Below are 17,587 nucleotides of genomic sequence, written 5' to 3'. Positions count from 1 at the left end.
CCGCCGCTGCAACAGACTCAGGCAGAAGCACGGCCTGCCGGCGCTTCCATGATAAGCACGTCGCCGCTCATGTCTGGGGCGATGCGCGACCGCCAATGGGCGCCGAACCAGCTGGTGCGAAGCGGCTTGGGTGTTGCACCAAGGATGACGGCGTCCGCATCCCGCAGTTCATCCGGGATGGCGCAACCCTCTGCACTCGCCTCGATGAGCCGGTATCCGCAACGGAAGTTCCTGGCAATTTCTTCGATCGCGCGCGTGTCGGCACTGCGATCCGCGACATGGACGAGACTCTCCACTGGCCACAACTGCGCCAAGAGCGCCCATTCCACCAGCGCGGGCAGATGGTCCTCCGCACAGTCGCGCACGACGATCGTCGCCGCACCCGACGCGAGGTGCTTGCCGGCAAATAGCACAGGGCCCCGATGAACGGACGGTAGCCGCAAGAGACCATCCGGCTCCCATGTCGTCAGGCTGCGGCGCCCCTCGACCTGGTGATGGAACCAGCCTTGGCATGGCAGGACGAGAAGTTCCTCTCCCGACCCGTCGCAGGCGAGCAGCTGTTCCGGATCGCCCTCGCTGTAATTGAGCACGGCATCGACGCCGATGAAACTCTTCAGCGTGTTCACGGCCTTGCTTGCGCGGTCGCGGATGAGCCGGCGCATCTGCGCCGGATCTTCCGCCGTGTCGATCGCATGGCCATCGATGAGCACGTGCGCGGAAAGCTTGGCCTCGTTCTGCTTCGCAACGCTGGAGGCACGTTGCGCGACCAGATCGACATTGCCATCGATCACAGCGAAACGCACCGATTCCAGGCGCTGCAGCGAGGCCTTCGATCGCTCCGGCGCAAATGCCTTTGGTGCCGGCGACTTCACGCCATCTACATTCGCCGGAAGCCAGCCCATGCGCTCGTCCAGCGGCAGGCTCGACCGCTCGAGCACGCCTTCGAGAGCGTTGTCACCGCCAAGCGACAGCCGCGCCCCCGATACATAGGCGGCCCGGCCAAGAAGATGGCCGGCAACCGGCACGGTCAGAAGCAGGAAGATGACGGTGAAGATACCGAGGATCGTCGCATCGAGCGCGCCATGGGCGATGACGCTGCCGATGATGACGAGGCCAGCGCCGAGCGTGCCAGCCTTGGTGGCGGCATGCATGCGCTGGAACGGATCGGGCAGGCGCATCACGCCAAGTGCCGCAATGCAGAGAAAGACAACGCCCGCGAGCTTGAACAGAATGGAGAGAAGCGCGATCATTTCTCGTTCTCCTTCTTCTTCTCGAGCAGGGCCGACAGCGAGCATGTCGCGAGAAAGCCGATGAGCGCGATGCCGAAGGCGATATCGAGAAATTCCCGGCGCCCGGTCACGATCATCGTCAATGCCGCGATGGCGACCGCTATCCCCGTCAGCATGTCGAGTGCAACGAAGCGATCCGCATAGCCGGGCCCCGTCATCATGCGGATGGCCGCCAGCGTGAGCGGCACCATCAGAATCACGATCATCGCCGCGGCGAAGGTCGACAGAATGCCGTCCAGAAACTCGATCATCCTTCAATCTCCTTGATGCGCGTCTCGAATGTATTCTTGATGCTTGTCACCACGGCGTCCGGATCCGGTGCATCGAGAACGTGGACGTAAAGTGTGGACAGGTCCTCGCTCACATGCAGCGAGGTGGTTCCAGGCGTCAGGCTGACGCAATTGGCGAGTGTGGTGATGCCCGCACGGCTGCGCAAGCCCACCGGAACCGCCAGGATTGCCGGCCGCAGAGCAGCGCTGTCTCCGAGAACCTGACGCGCCACTGCAACCGATGAGAGCACCAGTTCCTTGATGAAGACGGCAGACAGAACCACCGCCTGAACGGAGCGATTGAGGAAGTTCATGGCGTTACTCCTGCTGTGTGCTCACCGCCATAGAAGGCGCCGATGAGCTGCGTGCGATCGCCCATGCTCTCCGCAGCCAGGTTCGAGAATGCGACGAGCGGTTCGGGATTGAAGCCGATGGCGAGCGTGATGATGCCGAGCGCCGCGATCGGCACCAGCATGACCGCCGGAACCGGACGCGCACGCACGGCACGCGGGTGTTCTTTCCAGAAAGCCTCGATCCAGATCTTGCTCATCGAGAAGATCGTCAAAAGCCCGACGAACAGCGCAACGGCGGCAAGCCATGCCGCCTCGCCCTGGAAGGACGCATCGACGACCATGAACTTGGCCCAGAAGCCCGACAATGGCGGTATGCCTGCCAGCGACAGCGCCGGAATGGCGAAAAGCACTGCCAGAAGCGGCGAAGCCTTCATCAACCCACCGGACTTGCGCAGGTCGAACGACCCGGTGGCCCGGTGAATGGCGCCGGCGACGAAGAAGAGGTTCGCCTTCACCACGATGTGGTGGATGATGTAGAAGACGGCGCCGGCAAGCGCGAGCGGCGTCGCCACCGCCAGGCCCAGCATTATGTAGCCGATCTGGCTGATGATATGGAACGACAGGATACGGCGCACATCCCACTGGATCGCGGCTCCGAACACGCCAAACAGCATCGTTCCAGCCGCGATGACCGCGATCAGCGGCTTCAGTGTGCCGTTATCCACCTCGAACAACAGCGTGAAGACGCGGAAGAGCGCGTAGACGCCGACCTTCGTCAGCAGGCCGGCAAAGACCGCCGAAACGATGATGGACGCCGTGTGGTAAGAGGCCGGCAGCCAGAAGAACATCGGGAAGAACCCGGCCTTGATGCCGAAGGCAAGCAGGAACATCATCGCCGTGAGCGTCAGCGCAGCCGATGGCTCGGTCTGCGGCAGCACCACCGCCAGATCCGCCATGTTCAGCGTGCCGGTTGCTCCATAGAGCAGACCGACGGCCATCAGGAACAGGATGGTGGAGAAGAGGTTCAGCACGGCGTATTTGATCGCGCCGTCGATCTGCGCCCGTGTCCGATCGAGCGTGATGAGACCGAGCGTCGCGATCAGCATCACTTCGAACCACACATAGAGATTGAAGATGTCGCCGGTCAGAAACGCGCCATTGACGCCGATCATCAGGCCGAGAAAGAGCGGATAGAAACCCGAACGCACCTGCCGCTGACGCAGATCGCCCATGGCGAAGACGAGCGCACAGAGCGCAAGCAGGCTCGAGATCACGACCATCGCGGCGCTGAAGCGATCGGCAACGAAAACGATGCCGAAAGGCGGCATCCATCCACCGAATGCCTTGGTCAGGATCGCGCCTTCCATGACCGCATCGACGAGAAACAGCGAGGCGCCGAAGGTCAGGACCATGGTGATGAGCGCCACCTGCCGCTGTACAGCCGGGAAGGCATGTAGCGCAGCTGCCAGTGCCGCACCGGCAAGCGGCAGGATGACGGGCCAGAGGAGAAGCGTATCAAACATTGTCGGCAGCCTTCTTGGCAAAGGGCGAGCCGAGCTCTTCGGCATCGTTCTGTTCGTCGGTGAAGACCGAGCCCAAGGATTGATAGGCTTTCAACACGAGCGCGGCTGCAAAGGCCACGAGCGCGAAGCCGATGACGATTGCGGTCAGGATGAGAGCTTGGGGCAGCGGGTTGGCCGCTCCCTCGCCGAGCATTTGCTGACCCTGCGGGATCACCGGCGGAGCGGTGAACTGCAGGCCACCCGAGACGAAGATCAGCAGGTTTGCCGCCGTCGACAAAAGCACCACCCCGAAGAGGATGCGCATCACGTGACGCGACAAGAGGAGATAGACGCCGGCACCCATTTGGGCCGCGACTGCGAAAGCGTAGATCAGGCTCACTGCTCCACTCCTTCATAAAAACGAAATACCAGGGCGAGAACGCCGCCAATGACGACCATGAAGACACCGATGTCGAAGATCGTTGCCGTGCCGAGATGCGTGGAGCCGAGTTCCGCCCACCAGTGGGTCAGGAAGGACCCGTCCGAGAAGAGGCCTGGAAGACCGCTCAGGAAGGCGAGGAAGAGCCCGGAGCCGATCAGCACGACCGGATGGACGATCAAGGCCTTGCGTGCCGCCGCAACACTGTCGGCGAGCGCCAGAAGCGCAAAGGCAAGCGCTGCGAACAGCCCACCGATGAACCCGCCCCCCGGCTCGTTGTGACCGCGAAACAGCATGTAGATCGAGGCGACCAGCATCAGCACGAAGAAGAGCCGCGACATGGTTGAGAAGATGACGGACATGACCGCTTACTCCTTTGTGCGAAGGGGTTTGATGGCACCGCGCAGCAGGCCCCACGCTGCGATGGTGGCGATGGCGACGACGGCGATCTCGCCAAGCGTGTCGATCGCGCGATAGTCGACGAGGATGACGTTCACGACGTTGCGGCCATAGGCTTCGAGATAACTCGTCTCGCCGAAATACTCCGACAGCCTGAGATCGACCGGTGTCACCCCGATGGATGCGAGCGCGACGAACATCACGGCGGCAAAGCCACCCGCAATCAGCCCGTCGCGCCGCCGTTCGGAGACCGTGCGAGAATGACGGGTGCGCGATGGCAGCCGCAGGAGAACGGCCGTCATCAGGATCACGATAAGGGTCTCGACCGCGATCTGCGTCAGCGCCAGGTCGGGAGCACCGTTCAGCATGAAGATGACTGCCGAACCGAAGCCGACGATGCCGACGGACACGAGGCCGGCGATCAGCGAGCGCACCACGATGGTCGCCCCCGCTCCGACGACGGTGAGCAGGAGAACCAGCGCGACCGAGATGCGGATATCGCCCTCACCCGCCAGAAAATCCCCGCTCGGCGCTGCGAAGAACGCAATGACCAGCCCGGCGATGACCGTCAGCAGAACGATCGTCGTGTAACGATGCTGGTCGCCATTCTGCAGCGTTTGTGTCGATATACGCGCCGCACCGAGAACGCCATTCAGCGCACCATGATAGAAGCGGTCGCCAAGGAACCCATAGGCATGATCGAAGCTCTTCAGCGCCGTGTGGATCTGCGTCCACTTGATGACGATCAGCGCGCCGATGGAGACGACCAGCGCCGACAGGAACAGCATCGGGGTCAGCCCGTGCCAGAGCGAGAACGACACGTCGATCGGCTGTCCATAGAGGGCCGAAGCGGCCGGACCGATGAGCCATTGCGCGGCCGGTGCCGGGACGAGACCGATCAGGATGCCGCCGGCGGCAAGCAGCATCGGACCGATGAGCAGGCCGGCCGTCTCGCCGTGATGGACTTCCGAGACCCGTTCCGGCTTGAAGTAGAACGGACGGATGGAGACGACGCCGGCGACACCCACCATCACCGCGTTAACGAGCACCGCCACTGCGATCGGGATGATGTTCCAGTCGTTGGCGAGTTGGGCTTCGAATAGATACTCTTTCGAGATGAAGCCGACGAATGGCGGCAGACCGGCCATGGACAGGCTGGCCAGCACGGCTGCAACCGCCGTGATCGGCAGGAAGCGGGCAAGTCCGCCGAGCCTGTTGAGGCTCGCCTCGCCCGTGGCGTGAATAGCCGTGCCCGCGCAGAAGAAGAGCGCCGCCTTGTAGAGCGCATGCGCCAGGATAAACCCGACCGTCGCCACGGCTGCGACCTCGCCAGTGAGTCCGATCAGCATGACGAGAATGCCGAGCGACGCGACGGTCGATTGCGCCAGCACCGCCTTGAAGCCTTCGGCGCGCAGTGCCTGGAGCGCCGCGACGATCATCGTCAGGGAACCGACGACGACGAGCGTATGCCCGTAAGCCGGCATTTCGGCGAAGACCCCATCGAACCGCGCCAGAAGGAACACACCGAGCTTCACCATCGTGGCCGAGTGCAGATAGGCCGATGCCGGTGTCGGCGCCGCCATGGCATTCGGGAGCCAGAAGTGGAACGGAAACTGCGCACTCTTGGTGAAAGCGCCGATCATGACCAGCACGGCGATTGTGCCTGCCCAGGGGCTGGCAACCAGTTCGTCGGAACGCGCCAGCACCTCGGTGAACGAGAACGTGCCGAGCGTCATGCCGATCACGACGATGCCGGCAAACAGCACGAGCCCGCCGCCGCCAGTGACGATGAGCGACTGAAGAGCCGACTTGCGGGCAGCCTCCTTGTGGCCGTCGAAGCCGATCAGCAGGAACGATGCGAGGCTCGTCAGTTCCCAGAAGACGAACATGACGATGAGGTTGTCGGACAGAACCGTGCCGAGCATCGCCGTCATGAACAGCATGATGAGGCTGAGGAAGCGGCCAAGCTCACCGCTCGGCTTCTCGGCAAAATAGGCGCCCGCATAGATCGTCACCAGCGTGCCGATCCCGGTAATGAGCAAGGCAAAGAGGAGCGAGAAACCATCGAGCCTGAAGGCGAGTTCGACCCCAAGCGAAGGCACCCAGGACAGCTGCGAAAACAGCACCTCTCCGCCCGCAACCTGCGCGACGTGAAGGAAGATGGACACGAAGATGAACAGCGGGATGAGACTGATCGCCCACCCCGTGTGCCGCCCCAAAACCGACGAAACCGGCCGGGCAACCACGGCCCCCGCCAAAGCGATCAATATGCTCCATTCAAATGTCACGGCATGCATTCCTCTTTGCTGGTCACGATCAGAGCAGCAAGCGGCATGCCAGAATGGAAAGTTCCACGTATTCAGATGCTTGGGATAATTCAGTTGGCTGGACGTTCAGAAAGCCGAACACGGCTTCACGACTTGAGTTCGAAATTTCGAACATGCGCGGCTATAGGGGACATGAATAAAGACGGCACGGCGGAGCATCGCCGCCTGCTGCACTTTTAAGACATGGCCGCTGGATGCCTGCTAACCGCTCGGCAACATCTGGACATCCAGGTTGAGATGCAGGGGGAACGGCGATGACCACTGATTTTTTGACGTGCGCGTCACCCGCCCCGCCGGCACGACCTAATACCGTGACGCGGAGCGACCTGAATAAGTGTCGTTGCCTCAGCCGGCTCGAAAGAACCTAGCTTCTACACGCGTCACCCGATCCGAAACTACCCTACGGATCCATCTCGAACTATCGGTTAGAAATCCCAACGCGTTGAACGGGACCAGTTGCGTCTGATGCAGATCAACGTCGCCGCAGCCATCTCTGCTATCTTCAATGCTTAATTGGGATTCGTCTTCAGGTTGTGTATCCCACAGAAATCGTCTTCGACCTTCACTTCCGACCTCCGGATCCACAATCCGAAGTAGAGGTTTTTTCGGTTGTAGCCAAAAATGTTGACAACTCCCGATGGCGCAGCGCTTTTGGGGCATAAATTTCTGATAATGTTGACATTTTTTGACGTTTTGAGCTCGTTTCGGCATTAACGAATCACTCAACACGTTGTGCGAAAAGGGCTTGTCAACAAATTTGAAATGGTACGAGAATGGTACGGATTTTTCTGGGAGCCCAAAACTCATGGTTGGAAAGCACAACCTATACATTGAAATGCACCACGTAGATGCGGCTTCCCGGGCAGCGCTCAAGAACTCGAAGAAGGGTGCAATCGATGAGAGCTACACCCTCACGGACCGAGGCCATCGTGGCCTGGCGCTCCGCCTTCGAGGCGGCAAAGTGTCCTGGATGGTGAAGACCACAAAGGTCTCCAAGGTCATCGGCTACGCTCATCCAAAGACGCACCCGTGGGCCATCAAGGGGATCATCGAAGCCAAGGAGATTGCTGGTCACGTCCAGGCGATGATCCGAAATGGCGAAGAGGCGCTCGTCGACGATTACCTTTCCAACCGGCATTCCCTGAAGGATCATGACAAGGCCGTTTCTGCGGTGAGGCCAGTTGCAGAAACTTGGACTTTTCGAACATGCCTTGAGGAGACGTTGAAGGAACGGTCGGATGCGAGTGCGCAGCGACCGCTGCGACCCAGATCGGTCGATGAATACCGCCACACGTTCAGCCGCCCGATCCTTCAGCCGCTGCTGGAGAAGCCGGTCACTTCCATCACCCGAGGTGAAATCGAAACGCTGCGAAAGGCCATCAAAGACAAGCATGGCATCCGACCCTCGGAGAAGCTTCTCACAAATTTCCGATCGGTCATGGATCACGTAGCGGCGTTTCACTCGATGGAGGCGGGACTGGAGACAGTCGAGCCGTGGTGGCGAATGCTTTCGAGCCCCTTCGGGGTCAGGCCGAGGACACGAAGACCAACTATTCAGGAAATCGTAAAAACTCTGCTGATTGCAGAGGAGTATTCGACGAAGCCGTTCCCGGGCCGATACAACAAGAAAGTCGGCGTGGCACCGAGCGCCTTGGCGGGGCTCTGGTGGCTAGCCCTGACCGCCCAGCGGGCCCAAGCGGGCTTGATGCTGAAATCATATGACTTCAACGCGGACACGATGCCTGGTCGCGAGGGTTGGATGCTCGCGGCCTGGGACGGGTCCGTCATGAAAAACAGGCAGACGCATGTGTTGCCGATACCACCGCGCGCCTCGGCCAAAATCCAGGAGCACTTGGCGAAATGCAAATATGTCGGCCGAAGCGACTGGGCCTTCCCGAGTTCAACGAACCCCGACAAGCCCACCCATAAATCAGTCATCAACAACGTGATGAAGCGCATGGCGATGAGGGACCAAAAGCGCACGAAGAAACAAGGCACCGACGACGCACCGACGCGCAAGAAGACCCGGGTCGACCTCTTCAGCGAGAGAGGCATTCTATGGTGGTCGCCCCACGACATCCGCCGCACCCTGCTCCAGCGAATGGATGAGCTGGGAATGCCTGGCGGCGCATCCGCCATCATGGCGCACGAGATTAAACTGTCGCAAAGCCTCGACGACGAGCGGATGACGATGCTGCAGCGGGAGGAGTTTCGGCGACAGCGCGCCGCGCGCATCACATTGATGGCCTACGGCGGCGCGCAGCACATCAACCTCAAGTCGACGGCGATGACCGCCTGGACCGACAGCATCCTTGATGCGTATGAGGAAGAAAAGGCTAAGCAGATGGATCAGCGAGAAGCAGCATGATCTGCAAGAATGCAGATCTGCACGCCATTAACCATTAGATACGGAAGGATAGCCCGAGAGGCATTATCCAATTGAATTATCAGATCTACCGCATATTCTAGATCTTCTCACATCGTGAGAGACGGCCTCCGCCAGTGCTACCAACACTGCCGAAGGCCTGACCCGCCAAACCTCCTGAAAGGTTCACCAGGCTATGCACACAGATATCCAGATTCCCCCATCCTGCCTAGAACTGAGAACGAGCACCCACAACCGCGTCGTTTCGCCAATAGCGCCATCGTGTCACCCAGACTTGCGCGACCCCGGCATAGCCAGTCGTCCGCTGTAGACCCGGCCGCCACGGCTTTCTCACCTCAGTTCAATCTTCCGCATCCAGTCGCCCAAGCTGCTGAACAGTCGCGTCATCTTTTCCAGCGCTTCCCTTTGCGCCGGTTCGATGCCGCCTGATCTGCGCTCGCCTCCGCGTCTGATGCGCCAGTTCCAGGATGGAATCTATCATGTCATCTTCCAATGCCGTGCGCCTTGCTGCGTCCGCAAACCAAGCTTCCTTTTCAACACCATCATCGACCGCGTCGTCGCATGCAGTCGACCTACAGCATCGGCGGGTCGTCGACGATGCCATTCGGCAGCTTCGATCCTGCCACTCCGCAAGCGTCGATGCGCACTGGCAGTCCGCTGGCCTCATTGCCCTTGCTGCGCAGGTAGCCGCGGCCGAGGGGCGCATGCTGGAACAGCTGCTACGGGAAAAGGTCTCATCCGAACCCCGATTCCGGGTTCTCGATAGCGGCATCGATCTGCCCGTGCTCGAAGACGCCGAGCGCATGCTTGCGTTGAATGAGTGGTCGCGACTTTCGAGCTTGGCAGTTGATCCGGATCGACGGGCGACGCGTCATTATCGTCCCGACCTCATCGTCATTGAGAGAGCGACCAGCCGCGCGATCATTGTCGACGTCAAACGGTCTCTCTCGTCTTATTCCGGCAACCGCCAACTCAACCAGCTGAAGACCCGCATGTTGGCCGCTGCTTTGGTTGCTCCGCAGATCCTATACACCGAGCATCAGCGAACTATGGTGACGCGCACCGAGATCGCGATCCTCGATCTGGCCGACAGCCGTGCTTCGTACGGAGACGGCATTTTCGGTCTCTGTCATCTAGACGCGTTGCTCGGTATGCCGGGCCTCGCGGCTGATCTGCAGCAATGCCGGGTTGTCTATCGGGCAGCAGTCGACGCGCTTTTGCGGGAAATCGCTGTCGGCATTTTCAGTCTGTCGCGGTTCGCAACGACGATCGGTTCCGATCCGTCATCTGGCGACGCTGCATCGACCGATGTTGATGACGAAGACGATCTCGGTAACGGCACGAAGCGAATACCACCACACCGCCGGGCTGCACCCATAGCGCCGGTCGGTCTCGCGCGACTGCACCCAGTCAGCGTCAGCGCCTGAGGCGCAGGGGCTCGGCCCCTGCCCTCCGCTACTCATCCCTCATCATCTTTTGAACTGCGCCGCGCCCAGAGAGAGCAGCGGCAGCAGCGGAGCTGTGTCATGCAAAAGCCAATCAAATTCCCCGTCAATCCCACCCTCGAAGCGGCGTCCGAGAAACGTCTTTCCCGTCGCGTCCGTCCGACATCCGATCCGTCAATCGCTCGCTCTCAACAGCCATGTGGAGCTGGCGATCAAGTCATCGAGCAAGCACGGCCCGCATCCGGCAAGGCGCGCCTCGTTTCTGATTTGCCGGATGCCGCAGTGCTCATCGGGCTTGCAATGAACTTTGCACGGATGGGCAATTTCCGCCCAGGCTCTGTTCCGAACGTCATCCTGGCGCAGCTCGGATGGCACGGGCTCGCCGGGGATCACGCCGCCCTTCTTGTTCTCAAGCACATCCACAGTCGGGTGCTTCTGTACATCACCGATCCAGACGGACGCGTCCGGCTCCAGCCAAACACCAACAACGCGATCGGGGGTGCCGCATGAAAGCTTACGCGACGTTTCCTCGACACATCACCGATCAGTCACAACGACAGGAGCACAAAAGCTTCATGAGTCTCGCGCGTTTCCTGCGCCGGGCGATCATCGTCCGCGCTCTCCGGAACGAGCGCGAATTCCGCTCCGGGCAACCGGGACGGTTCATCCTGCTCGTGCCGCCGAGTTTTGAGCCCAAGACAATGGTCAGCGCTGCAAGGCGCGCTTTGTCTAAGTGTAAGCCCGATCTCCAGGATTTATTCGAGTATGACGTCGACCCAGTGGATGCAGAGACATCGCCATTGTGGTTGGAGGATCTGCCCGTCCGGCTGATGGAGATGCCAAGGTATCTGCTCCTAACGCATAGCCTAGATTTCATCCCCCATAGGTGTCGTTTGGGTTTCGATGCTGTGCTGCAGATGCAGCCTCCGACACCTGCGCACTGGCGGGCAGCGCTGAAAGTCTGTCTCGGCCTGGCCGCCACAAACGGGGAGATCGACCGTATTGCGCGCCTGCCGATCGATCTCGTGGCGCTTGCAACGGGACGGCGGCGATCAGTCAGCGAGATCATCAATGAAGTCGAAGCAGCCATCGCGGAGGACGATGCGAAAGAGAGCCGGTCAAAGCAGCCCGACGCATCATCGCGGCAGCCGCGCTTGATGACGCTCCAGGAACTCGCCGGTTACGGTGCCGCTAAGAGCTGGGGCCTCGACCTCGCGTCAGACCTGGCTGCATGGAAAGCCGGAGCGCTCGCTTGGGCCGATGTCGATCGCGGTGTTCTTCTGTGCGGACCGCCCGGGACAGGCAAGACGACCTTCGCTGCGGCACTGGCGCGGAGTTGCGACGCTCATCTCGTCGCTGCGTCTGTTGCACGATGGCAAGCGACCGGTCATCTCGGTGATCTCCTCAAGGCCATGCGCAAGGATTTTGCGGAGGCCCGCAAACATGCACCGAGCATTCTGTTCATCGACGAGTTCGACTCGATCGGAGATCGAGCGCGGTTTAGCGATCATCACGCCAGTTATTCGATTCAGGTCGTCAACGGTTTGTTGGAGTGCATCGACGGGCTCGACGACCGTGAAGGTGTCGTCATCGTCGGTGCCTGTAACGACAGCGACGGGATCGACCCGGCTCTACTGCGCCCAGGACGGCTTGATCGTCAGATCGACATTCCACTTCCTGACGAAGAAGCACGGCGAGCCATCCTGCGTGTCCATCAGACAGATGCGCTGGCCGATGACGTGGTCGAGAAGATCGCGTCGGTGACCGATGGCTGGTCGGGTGCTGACCTCGAAGCGCTCTGTCGCCGAGCGAGGCGGCGTGCGCGCAAGGAACGTCGGGCCGTCACCCTCGACGACTTCATGGCCGAACTTCCGCAAGAGATCGCGGTGCCCGACGACCTCGTTGACGTCATGGCAATCCATGAAGCTGGCCATGCGGTCGTAGCATCTGCACTCGGGCGCGGTGTCGAGATGATCGAGATCAACCGCACCATCCGGCGCGATCATGCTGGGCTAGGCGGCCACGTTACGATTCAGCAGCAGCCGCTGAAGCGGCGATCGCGTGCAAGCTATCTAGAAGAAGTCACCATCCTGATGGCAGGCATCGCAGCGGAGACCGTGTTTTACGGCGAACATGCAGATGGCGCGGGTGCCGTGCCCGGCAGCGACCTGCAGCGGGCAACTGACCTCGCCACAATCATGGAAACCTCAATGGGGTTTGGCTCGTCTTTAGTCTACCACGACGCGCAAGACGCTTATTCTCTCGATCGGTTACGTCGATCCGACCTCAAACTCAAAGGGCGGGTAGATGCCATCCTCAAATCCTGCCTGAAGACAGCAAAGGACATTGTTTCGGCTGATCGGCAGGCGGTCGAGGCTATCGCAAAGCATTTGGTGCGAAATGGATCGATGCCTGGGCATCAGGTGAAGAGCCTCATGGAGAGGCAGCGGACATCAGCGAAACGTTGTGGTGCAGCGCAGACGAAAAACGTCGCATGATTAAATAGCGAGGGGCAGCACGAACGGATGGAGATCACTTCCCGAATGCAGTCCCCTCGCCCATCCATCAAGCAGCTTGAGATTTCCGATTCACCGGCAAACGGCGTTTGCAGGCCATGCGCGGTGGTCGGCCAAGATGCGCGATGTTGACATGACGGCACAATTGAAACCACGGGACGACCTGCATCCGGTACGTCGACTCCCTGCGCCATGCCCCTTCCCACGTAAGGGCCACGCCCCCAGGGCTTGGCGGATGAAGACATTTCGATTTGCGTGCTGGGCAGATTCAATTGAGATGATGTCTCCGCACATGGCTTCAATGCTTGCTTCGGCGATCCATAGATCGATTTTCGCGATTCTGAATGCGATAAACGCGAGTCACGCAGCAACGGCGTTTGATCTTGGGTCGGCACTGCTCTTGAGCGTAAAGCTGTCCCGAGAAGACCGCCCAAGTCCGCTCGGATCCGCAGGGACGTGCTTCGCCCCATGCTTTCGACGGTCCTTTTCCAAGCGTTCTTCCAGCCGACGCAATCGGGGCAGAGAGCCGTTGGCACTCTACCGACCGCAGCCCCCCGGTGGCCGTCGACAATGCTGATTCACGTCGTGACATTTGCGATTCATCGACAAACGCCGTTAGGGGATATGACACCCATTCTCGCTATCGGCATCAGTGTTGACGTCACGGCCGGATGGTCGACCGGCATGCATCCCTAAATGTGCGCAATTTGGCCGGTTGGAATCGCTCGCGGCCTATATTCGAAGAAAAAAGCCGCTTTCTCATGAGGCCTCGCCTGAAGGCATCCCGATGTGTGCGAACATTCAAACACTTCGGGTCGATTTGAAGTAATTCAATCCGATTTCGATGTTTTAGATTCAGACGTTAACGAAAGCGATTCACCCGCTGAACGGCGTTTGCACGTGTGGCTGGTGACGGGATGAGCCGACCCTGGGCAGCATGGGCTAAGTGCGCTGTCCGCATCTGCACGAATTCCAATGCGATGGATTGCGCCGACAGGCTTGGCGACGCACCCTTATAAAGGGGCATCTTGCTCCAGAGCATTCTCCATGACCCATCGACCAAAGCCAACGACCATCACCCGCCTCGACGCCTGCCAAACTCACCCAACGTCCAGAACGTCACGCCACCGGCCGCGCATGCGCCGCCGTGTCAACATTGGACCGAAGGGATGCTGCTCATGACCAGCCGTTCCAAGAAGCGCACAACAGAAACGCGCCAAGCAGCCATCCGGCGGCGAGAGCAGCGTGAGCGGCAACAGGCCTATCGAGATGAGATGCGGGACTTGCGACGTCCTGATCGCGACGACATCGCACGCGTTTGGCTGTGGAAGTCGATCCGGATGGCAGAGAAAGCTGAGCCGAAACACCGCGACTGGATGCAGTGTACTGTTCTTGAAGCGCTCAAAGCTCAGGGCTTCGACGAGCGCCAAAGCGAGATCGCGCTTGACGAACTCGTTGAGCGGTACCGTCAATCAAACAAGCCTCCGTTTCGCCGGAAGCGGCACCTGAGCGATATGGGTGACTGACATCAGCAGCCTGGGTTGCCCGCCGCGACCAAAGGATTACGGGACGACCTTATAAACGCCGTTCAACACCAATCCCGGCATTCCCTCCGTTACTCCCTACTTTAGAAACGGGATTCTCCGAATGTGAATCAGAAATGTTAGGCGCGCAAAATCGAATCCAGGAACAGTGTTCCCTCCTGTCGAGCACGCCTATCCTCGATCGCCGCAGCCACCCAGTATCAGTCGACGCGATGATCCTTCGATCCGGCAAGGATCGCGTTCGAGGTGCACTCGAAACGTGTTCTAAAACGATCATGGCTAGCTGCCTTAATCCTTCCCGAAAATATCGCGGGTATATACTTTATGGGTCACATCTTCCAGTTCTTCAAATTTGCGGTTGGATATGATGATATTTGACCGGTTTTTAAAGTCGCTGACATCTCGGACCACTTCGCACTCCAGGAATCGATTTTCAGACAAATTTGGCTCGTAAATTAAGACCTCGATTCCGCGATCTCGGATCCGTTGCAAAATCCCCTGGATCGACGACTCGCGAAAATTGTCCGAATCCTTCTTCATGATGAGACGAAAAACCCCAACGACGCGTGGGGACATTGATGCCACCCTATCAGCGATAAAGTCTTTGCGGACATCGTTCGCCTCGACGACTGCACGGATTAAGCTCTGCGGAATATTTTCAAAATTTGCTAGGAGTTGCTTAGTGTCTTTTGGCAGGCAGTAGCCTCCATATCCAAACGACGGGTTGTTGTAATGGCTTCCGATGCGCGGGTCTAATCCTACGCCTTCGATGATCGACTGAGTGTCCAACCCATTTGTAATCGAATAAGTATCGAGTTCATTGAAAAAGGCTACGCGCATAGCAAGGTAGGAATTGGAGAAAAGCTTGATGGACTCTGCTTCTGACGATCCAGTTAGGAGGATCGATACATCGGGATTACTCGAAGCAGAACGAAGTATGTCTGCAAATGCCTCAGCATCCTGACGCAGTCCCCCCACAACAATGCGTGAGGGGAATAAGTTGTCCCGAAGCGCGCGCCCCTCGCGAAGAAATTCTGGGGAAAATAGTATCCGACAGTCGGAGGTTTTAGCGCTGAGGTGAGCCGTGTAACCAACTGGAACTGTCGATTTAATGACTATGACCGCCGTCGAATTGATTGACCGAACGGTCTGGACCACACCTTCGACGCTCTGCGTATCAAAACGGTTGGTATGCGTATCGTAGTTCGTCGGCGTTGCGACGATCACATAGTCGGCCCCCTCAAAGGCAGCCTGATCATTCGTGGTCGCCGAGATCGATAAGTCGCGTTCGAGTAAGAACCTTTCGATATCTTCATCGGCAATCGGTGACTTCTTGGCATTGATCTTGGCAACTCGATCGTCATCGACATCATAAACAACAACATCGTGCGCTGCGGCTAAAAGGACGGCATTGGAGAGACCGACATAGCCGGCACCGGCAACGGCGATTTTCATCATCAGAAATCAGAGCTTTCTTGTTGAATACGGCTGAGCCTGCAGCAAAGCTTATCTGGCTCACAATCACAGACGTAATGGCGACCAGTCACTTGCCGGATCGTGACCTATTGTAATTCACTCCCGCCAACAAACCATTTGACGGGAAAAAGACACATCCTTACTGCCAACGTCTAATTCGCGTGATCATCGACACGCGGCATCGACAGCAAAAAAGGGCGCGTCATGAAAGGCATCATACTCGCAGGCGGCAGCGGAACGCGGCTTTATCCGGTGACAAGCGCAGTCTCCAAGCAACTGCTGCCAGTCTACGACAAGCCGATGATCTATTATCCGATCTCGACGCTGATGCATGCGGGCATCCGGGACATTTTGATCATCTCGACGCCGGAGGACACGCCGCGCTTCGAGCAGATGCTGGGCGATGGCTCGCGCTGGGGCATCAGCTTCTCCTATGCCGTGCAGCCGTCGCCCGACGGCCTGGCGCAGGCGTTCCTGATCGGGGCTGAGTTCCTCGATGGTTCGCCATGCGCGCTGGTGCTCGGCGACAACATCTTCCATGGCGAGGATCTGCGCAGACTGCTCGACAATGCGGCCTCGCGCGAGAAGGGCGCCAGCGTCTTTGCCTATCACGTCCAGGACCCGGAGCGGTACGGCGTCGTCGAGTTCGACCAGGACGGCAAGGTGCTGAGCCTGGAGGAGAAGCCGAAGCAACCGAAGTCGAATTATGCGGTCACCGGGCTCTATTTCTATGATGGTTCCGTCGTCGATCGAGCACGCCAGGTGAAGCCCTCGCACCGGGGCGAGTTGGAGATCACCGATCTCAACCAGCAATATCTCGACGAGGGCCTGCTGAACGTCGAGATCATGGGGCGCGGCTATGCCTGGCTCGACACCGGCACCCATGACAGCCTGCTCGATGCCGGCAACTTCATCGCCACGCTGGAGCATCGCCAGGGCCTGAAGATCGCCTGCCCCGAGGAGATCGCCTACCGCTCCGGCTGGATCGATGCGGATACGCTGAAGGCGCTTGCCGCTCCGCTCGCCAAGAACAATTACGGCCGTTACCTGATCCAGCTCTTGAGCGATCGGGTTCTGGCATGATGTTCGAGGAGCTTGCGCTTTCCGGCGTCTTCCTGATCGAGCCGAAGGTCTTCGGCGACGAGCGCGGCTTCTTCATGGAGAGCTTCAACGCGGCACGGTTCCGCGAGGGCACCGGTGCCGACGTCACCTTCGTTCAGGACAACCACTCCCGCTCGTCGCGTGGCGTCTTGCGCGGGTTGCACTACCAGCTGCCGCCGCATGCGCAGGGCAAGCTCGTGCGCGTCGTCTCCGGCGAGGTCTATGACGTCGCCGTCGATATCCGCCGCTCCTCGCCGACCTTCGGCCAGCATGTGGGGGCGGTGCTCTCGGCCGAGAACAAGCGGCAGCTGTGGATCCCGGCGGGCTTTGCCCATGGTTTCGTCACACTTTCCGACCATGCCGAGTTTCTCTACAAGACGACCGACACCTATGCGCCGGAATGCGAGGGTGCGATCGCCTGGAACGATCCGGAGCTTGGCATCGACTGGCATCTCGATCCGGCCGTCATCCAGGTGTCGGAGAAGGATGGCAAGGCTCCGCCCCTGAAGGACGCGAAGCATTTTGAATAAGCGGCACTCTCAGGAAGCGGGTTGCAATACGCTCGTGATGGTTGCCTCACCCGGTTGAACGATGTAGCGGC

15 protein-coding genes are annotated in these 17,587 nt (G+C 59.5%); 7 read left to right on the top strand and 8 right to left on the bottom strand.

Annotation, left to right across the window (positions count from 1 at the left end; all coding sequences use genetic code 11):
- Positions 1-17: 17 nt before the first annotated feature.
- Genes mnhG through mbhE form a run of 7 tightly spaced genes read right to left on the bottom strand, consistent with a single transcriptional unit; the run spans position 18 to position 6,488 of the window.
- The gene (gene mnhG, locus D5400_RS06230; RefSeq protein WP_126008695.1) at positions 18-1,250 is read right to left on the bottom strand and encodes a monovalent cation/H(+) antiporter subunit G; all 1,233 of its coding nucleotides are present in this window, start codon (positions 1,248-1,250) and stop codon (positions 18-20) included.
- On the bottom strand, positions 1,247-1,540 hold the full coding sequence (locus tag D5400_RS06225) for an MrpF/PhaF family protein (protein ID WP_126008693.1): 294 nt from the start codon (positions 1,538-1,540) through the stop codon (positions 1,247-1,249). The genes mnhG and D5400_RS06225 overlap by 4 nt, the downstream gene beginning before the upstream one ends.
- Complete coding sequence (locus D5400_RS06220) at positions 1,537-1,872, bottom strand: Na+/H+ antiporter subunit E (RefSeq protein ID WP_126008691.1); 336 nt, start codon at positions 1,870-1,872, stop codon at positions 1,537-1,539. Before D5400_RS06220 ends, D5400_RS06225 begins: the two co-directional genes overlap by 4 nt.
- Positions 1,869-3,374 (bottom strand): Na+/H+ antiporter subunit D, encoded by a 1,506-nt coding sequence (locus tag D5400_RS06215; protein ID WP_126008689.1) that lies wholly within the window; start codon positions 3,372-3,374, stop codon positions 1,869-1,871. Before D5400_RS06215 ends, D5400_RS06220 begins: the two co-directional genes overlap by 4 nt.
- Positions 3,367-3,753 carry an NADH-quinone oxidoreductase subunit K gene (locus D5400_RS06210; protein WP_126008687.1) on the bottom strand — a complete coding sequence of 129 codons (387 nt, stop codon included), beginning with the start codon at positions 3,751-3,753 and terminating at the stop codon, positions 3,367-3,369. The genes D5400_RS06215 and D5400_RS06210 overlap by 8 nt, the downstream gene beginning before the upstream one ends.
- Positions 3,750-4,154 (bottom strand): MnhB domain-containing protein, encoded by a 405-nt coding sequence (locus D5400_RS06205; RefSeq protein ID WP_126008685.1) that lies wholly within the window; start codon positions 4,152-4,154, stop codon positions 3,750-3,752. The genes D5400_RS06210 and D5400_RS06205 overlap by 4 nt, the downstream gene beginning before the upstream one ends.
- A gap of 6 nt (positions 4,155-4,160) precedes the next feature.
- Positions 4,161-6,488, bottom strand: a complete 2,328-nt coding sequence (mbhE, locus tag D5400_RS06200; protein ID WP_126008683.1) for a hydrogen gas-evolving membrane-bound hydrogenase subunit E — start codon at positions 6,486-6,488, stop codon at positions 4,161-4,163.
- An 835-nt stretch (positions 6,489-7,323) separates the two neighbouring features.
- Here mbhE and D5400_RS06195 point away from each other — a divergent pair.
- From D5400_RS06195 to D5400_RS06180, 5 genes are all read left to right on the top strand, one after another.
- Positions 7,324-8,886, top strand: a complete 1,563-nt coding sequence (locus D5400_RS06195; protein ID WP_126008681.1) for a site-specific integrase — start codon at positions 7,324-7,326, stop codon at positions 8,884-8,886.
- A 497-nt stretch (positions 8,887-9,383) separates the two neighbouring features.
- Entirely contained in the window at positions 9,384-10,331 is a 948-nt protein-coding gene (locus D5400_RS06190; RefSeq protein ID WP_126008679.1) for a hypothetical protein, read from the top strand.
- A gap of 99 nt (positions 10,332-10,430) precedes the next feature.
- Entirely contained in the window at positions 10,431-10,859 is a 429-nt protein-coding gene (locus D5400_RS21485; RefSeq protein WP_245451449.1) for a hypothetical protein, read from the top strand.
- Positions 10,856-12,847 (top strand): AAA family ATPase, encoded by a 1,992-nt coding sequence (locus D5400_RS21480; protein ID WP_342635469.1) that lies wholly within the window; start codon positions 10,856-10,858, stop codon positions 12,845-12,847. Before D5400_RS21485 ends, D5400_RS21480 begins: the two co-directional genes overlap by 4 nt.
- A 1,196-nt stretch (positions 12,848-14,043) precedes the next feature.
- On the top strand, positions 14,044-14,391 hold the full coding sequence (locus D5400_RS06180; protein WP_126008675.1) for a hypothetical protein: 348 nt from the start codon (positions 14,044-14,046) through the stop codon (positions 14,389-14,391).
- Between the two features lie 306 nt (positions 14,392-14,697).
- Here the strand turns inward: D5400_RS06180 and D5400_RS06175 are convergent, their stop codons facing one another.
- Positions 14,698-15,867, bottom strand: a complete 1,170-nt coding sequence (locus D5400_RS06175) for a nucleotide sugar dehydrogenase (protein ID WP_280987998.1) — start codon at positions 15,865-15,867, stop codon at positions 14,698-14,700.
- 222 nt (positions 15,868-16,089) lie between these two features.
- Between D5400_RS06175 and rfbA the strand changes: the two genes are divergently transcribed.
- A complete protein-coding gene (gene rfbA, locus D5400_RS06170; protein WP_126008673.1) occupies positions 16,090-16,968 on the top strand; it encodes a glucose-1-phosphate thymidylyltransferase RfbA in 879 nt (292 codons plus the stop codon).
- Entirely contained in the window at positions 16,965-17,516 is a 552-nt protein-coding gene (gene rfbC / locus D5400_RS06165; RefSeq protein WP_126008672.1) for a dTDP-4-dehydrorhamnose 3,5-epimerase, read from the top strand. Before rfbA ends, rfbC begins: the two co-directional genes overlap by 4 nt.
- Positions 17,517-17,587: the final 71 nt, after the last annotated feature.

The organism is Georhizobium profundi (assembly GCF_003952725.1).
GTDB lineage: Bacteria > Pseudomonadota > Alphaproteobacteria > Rhizobiales > Rhizobiaceae > Georhizobium > Georhizobium profundi.
This window is presented reverse-complemented; position numbering and strand designations above follow the sequence as displayed.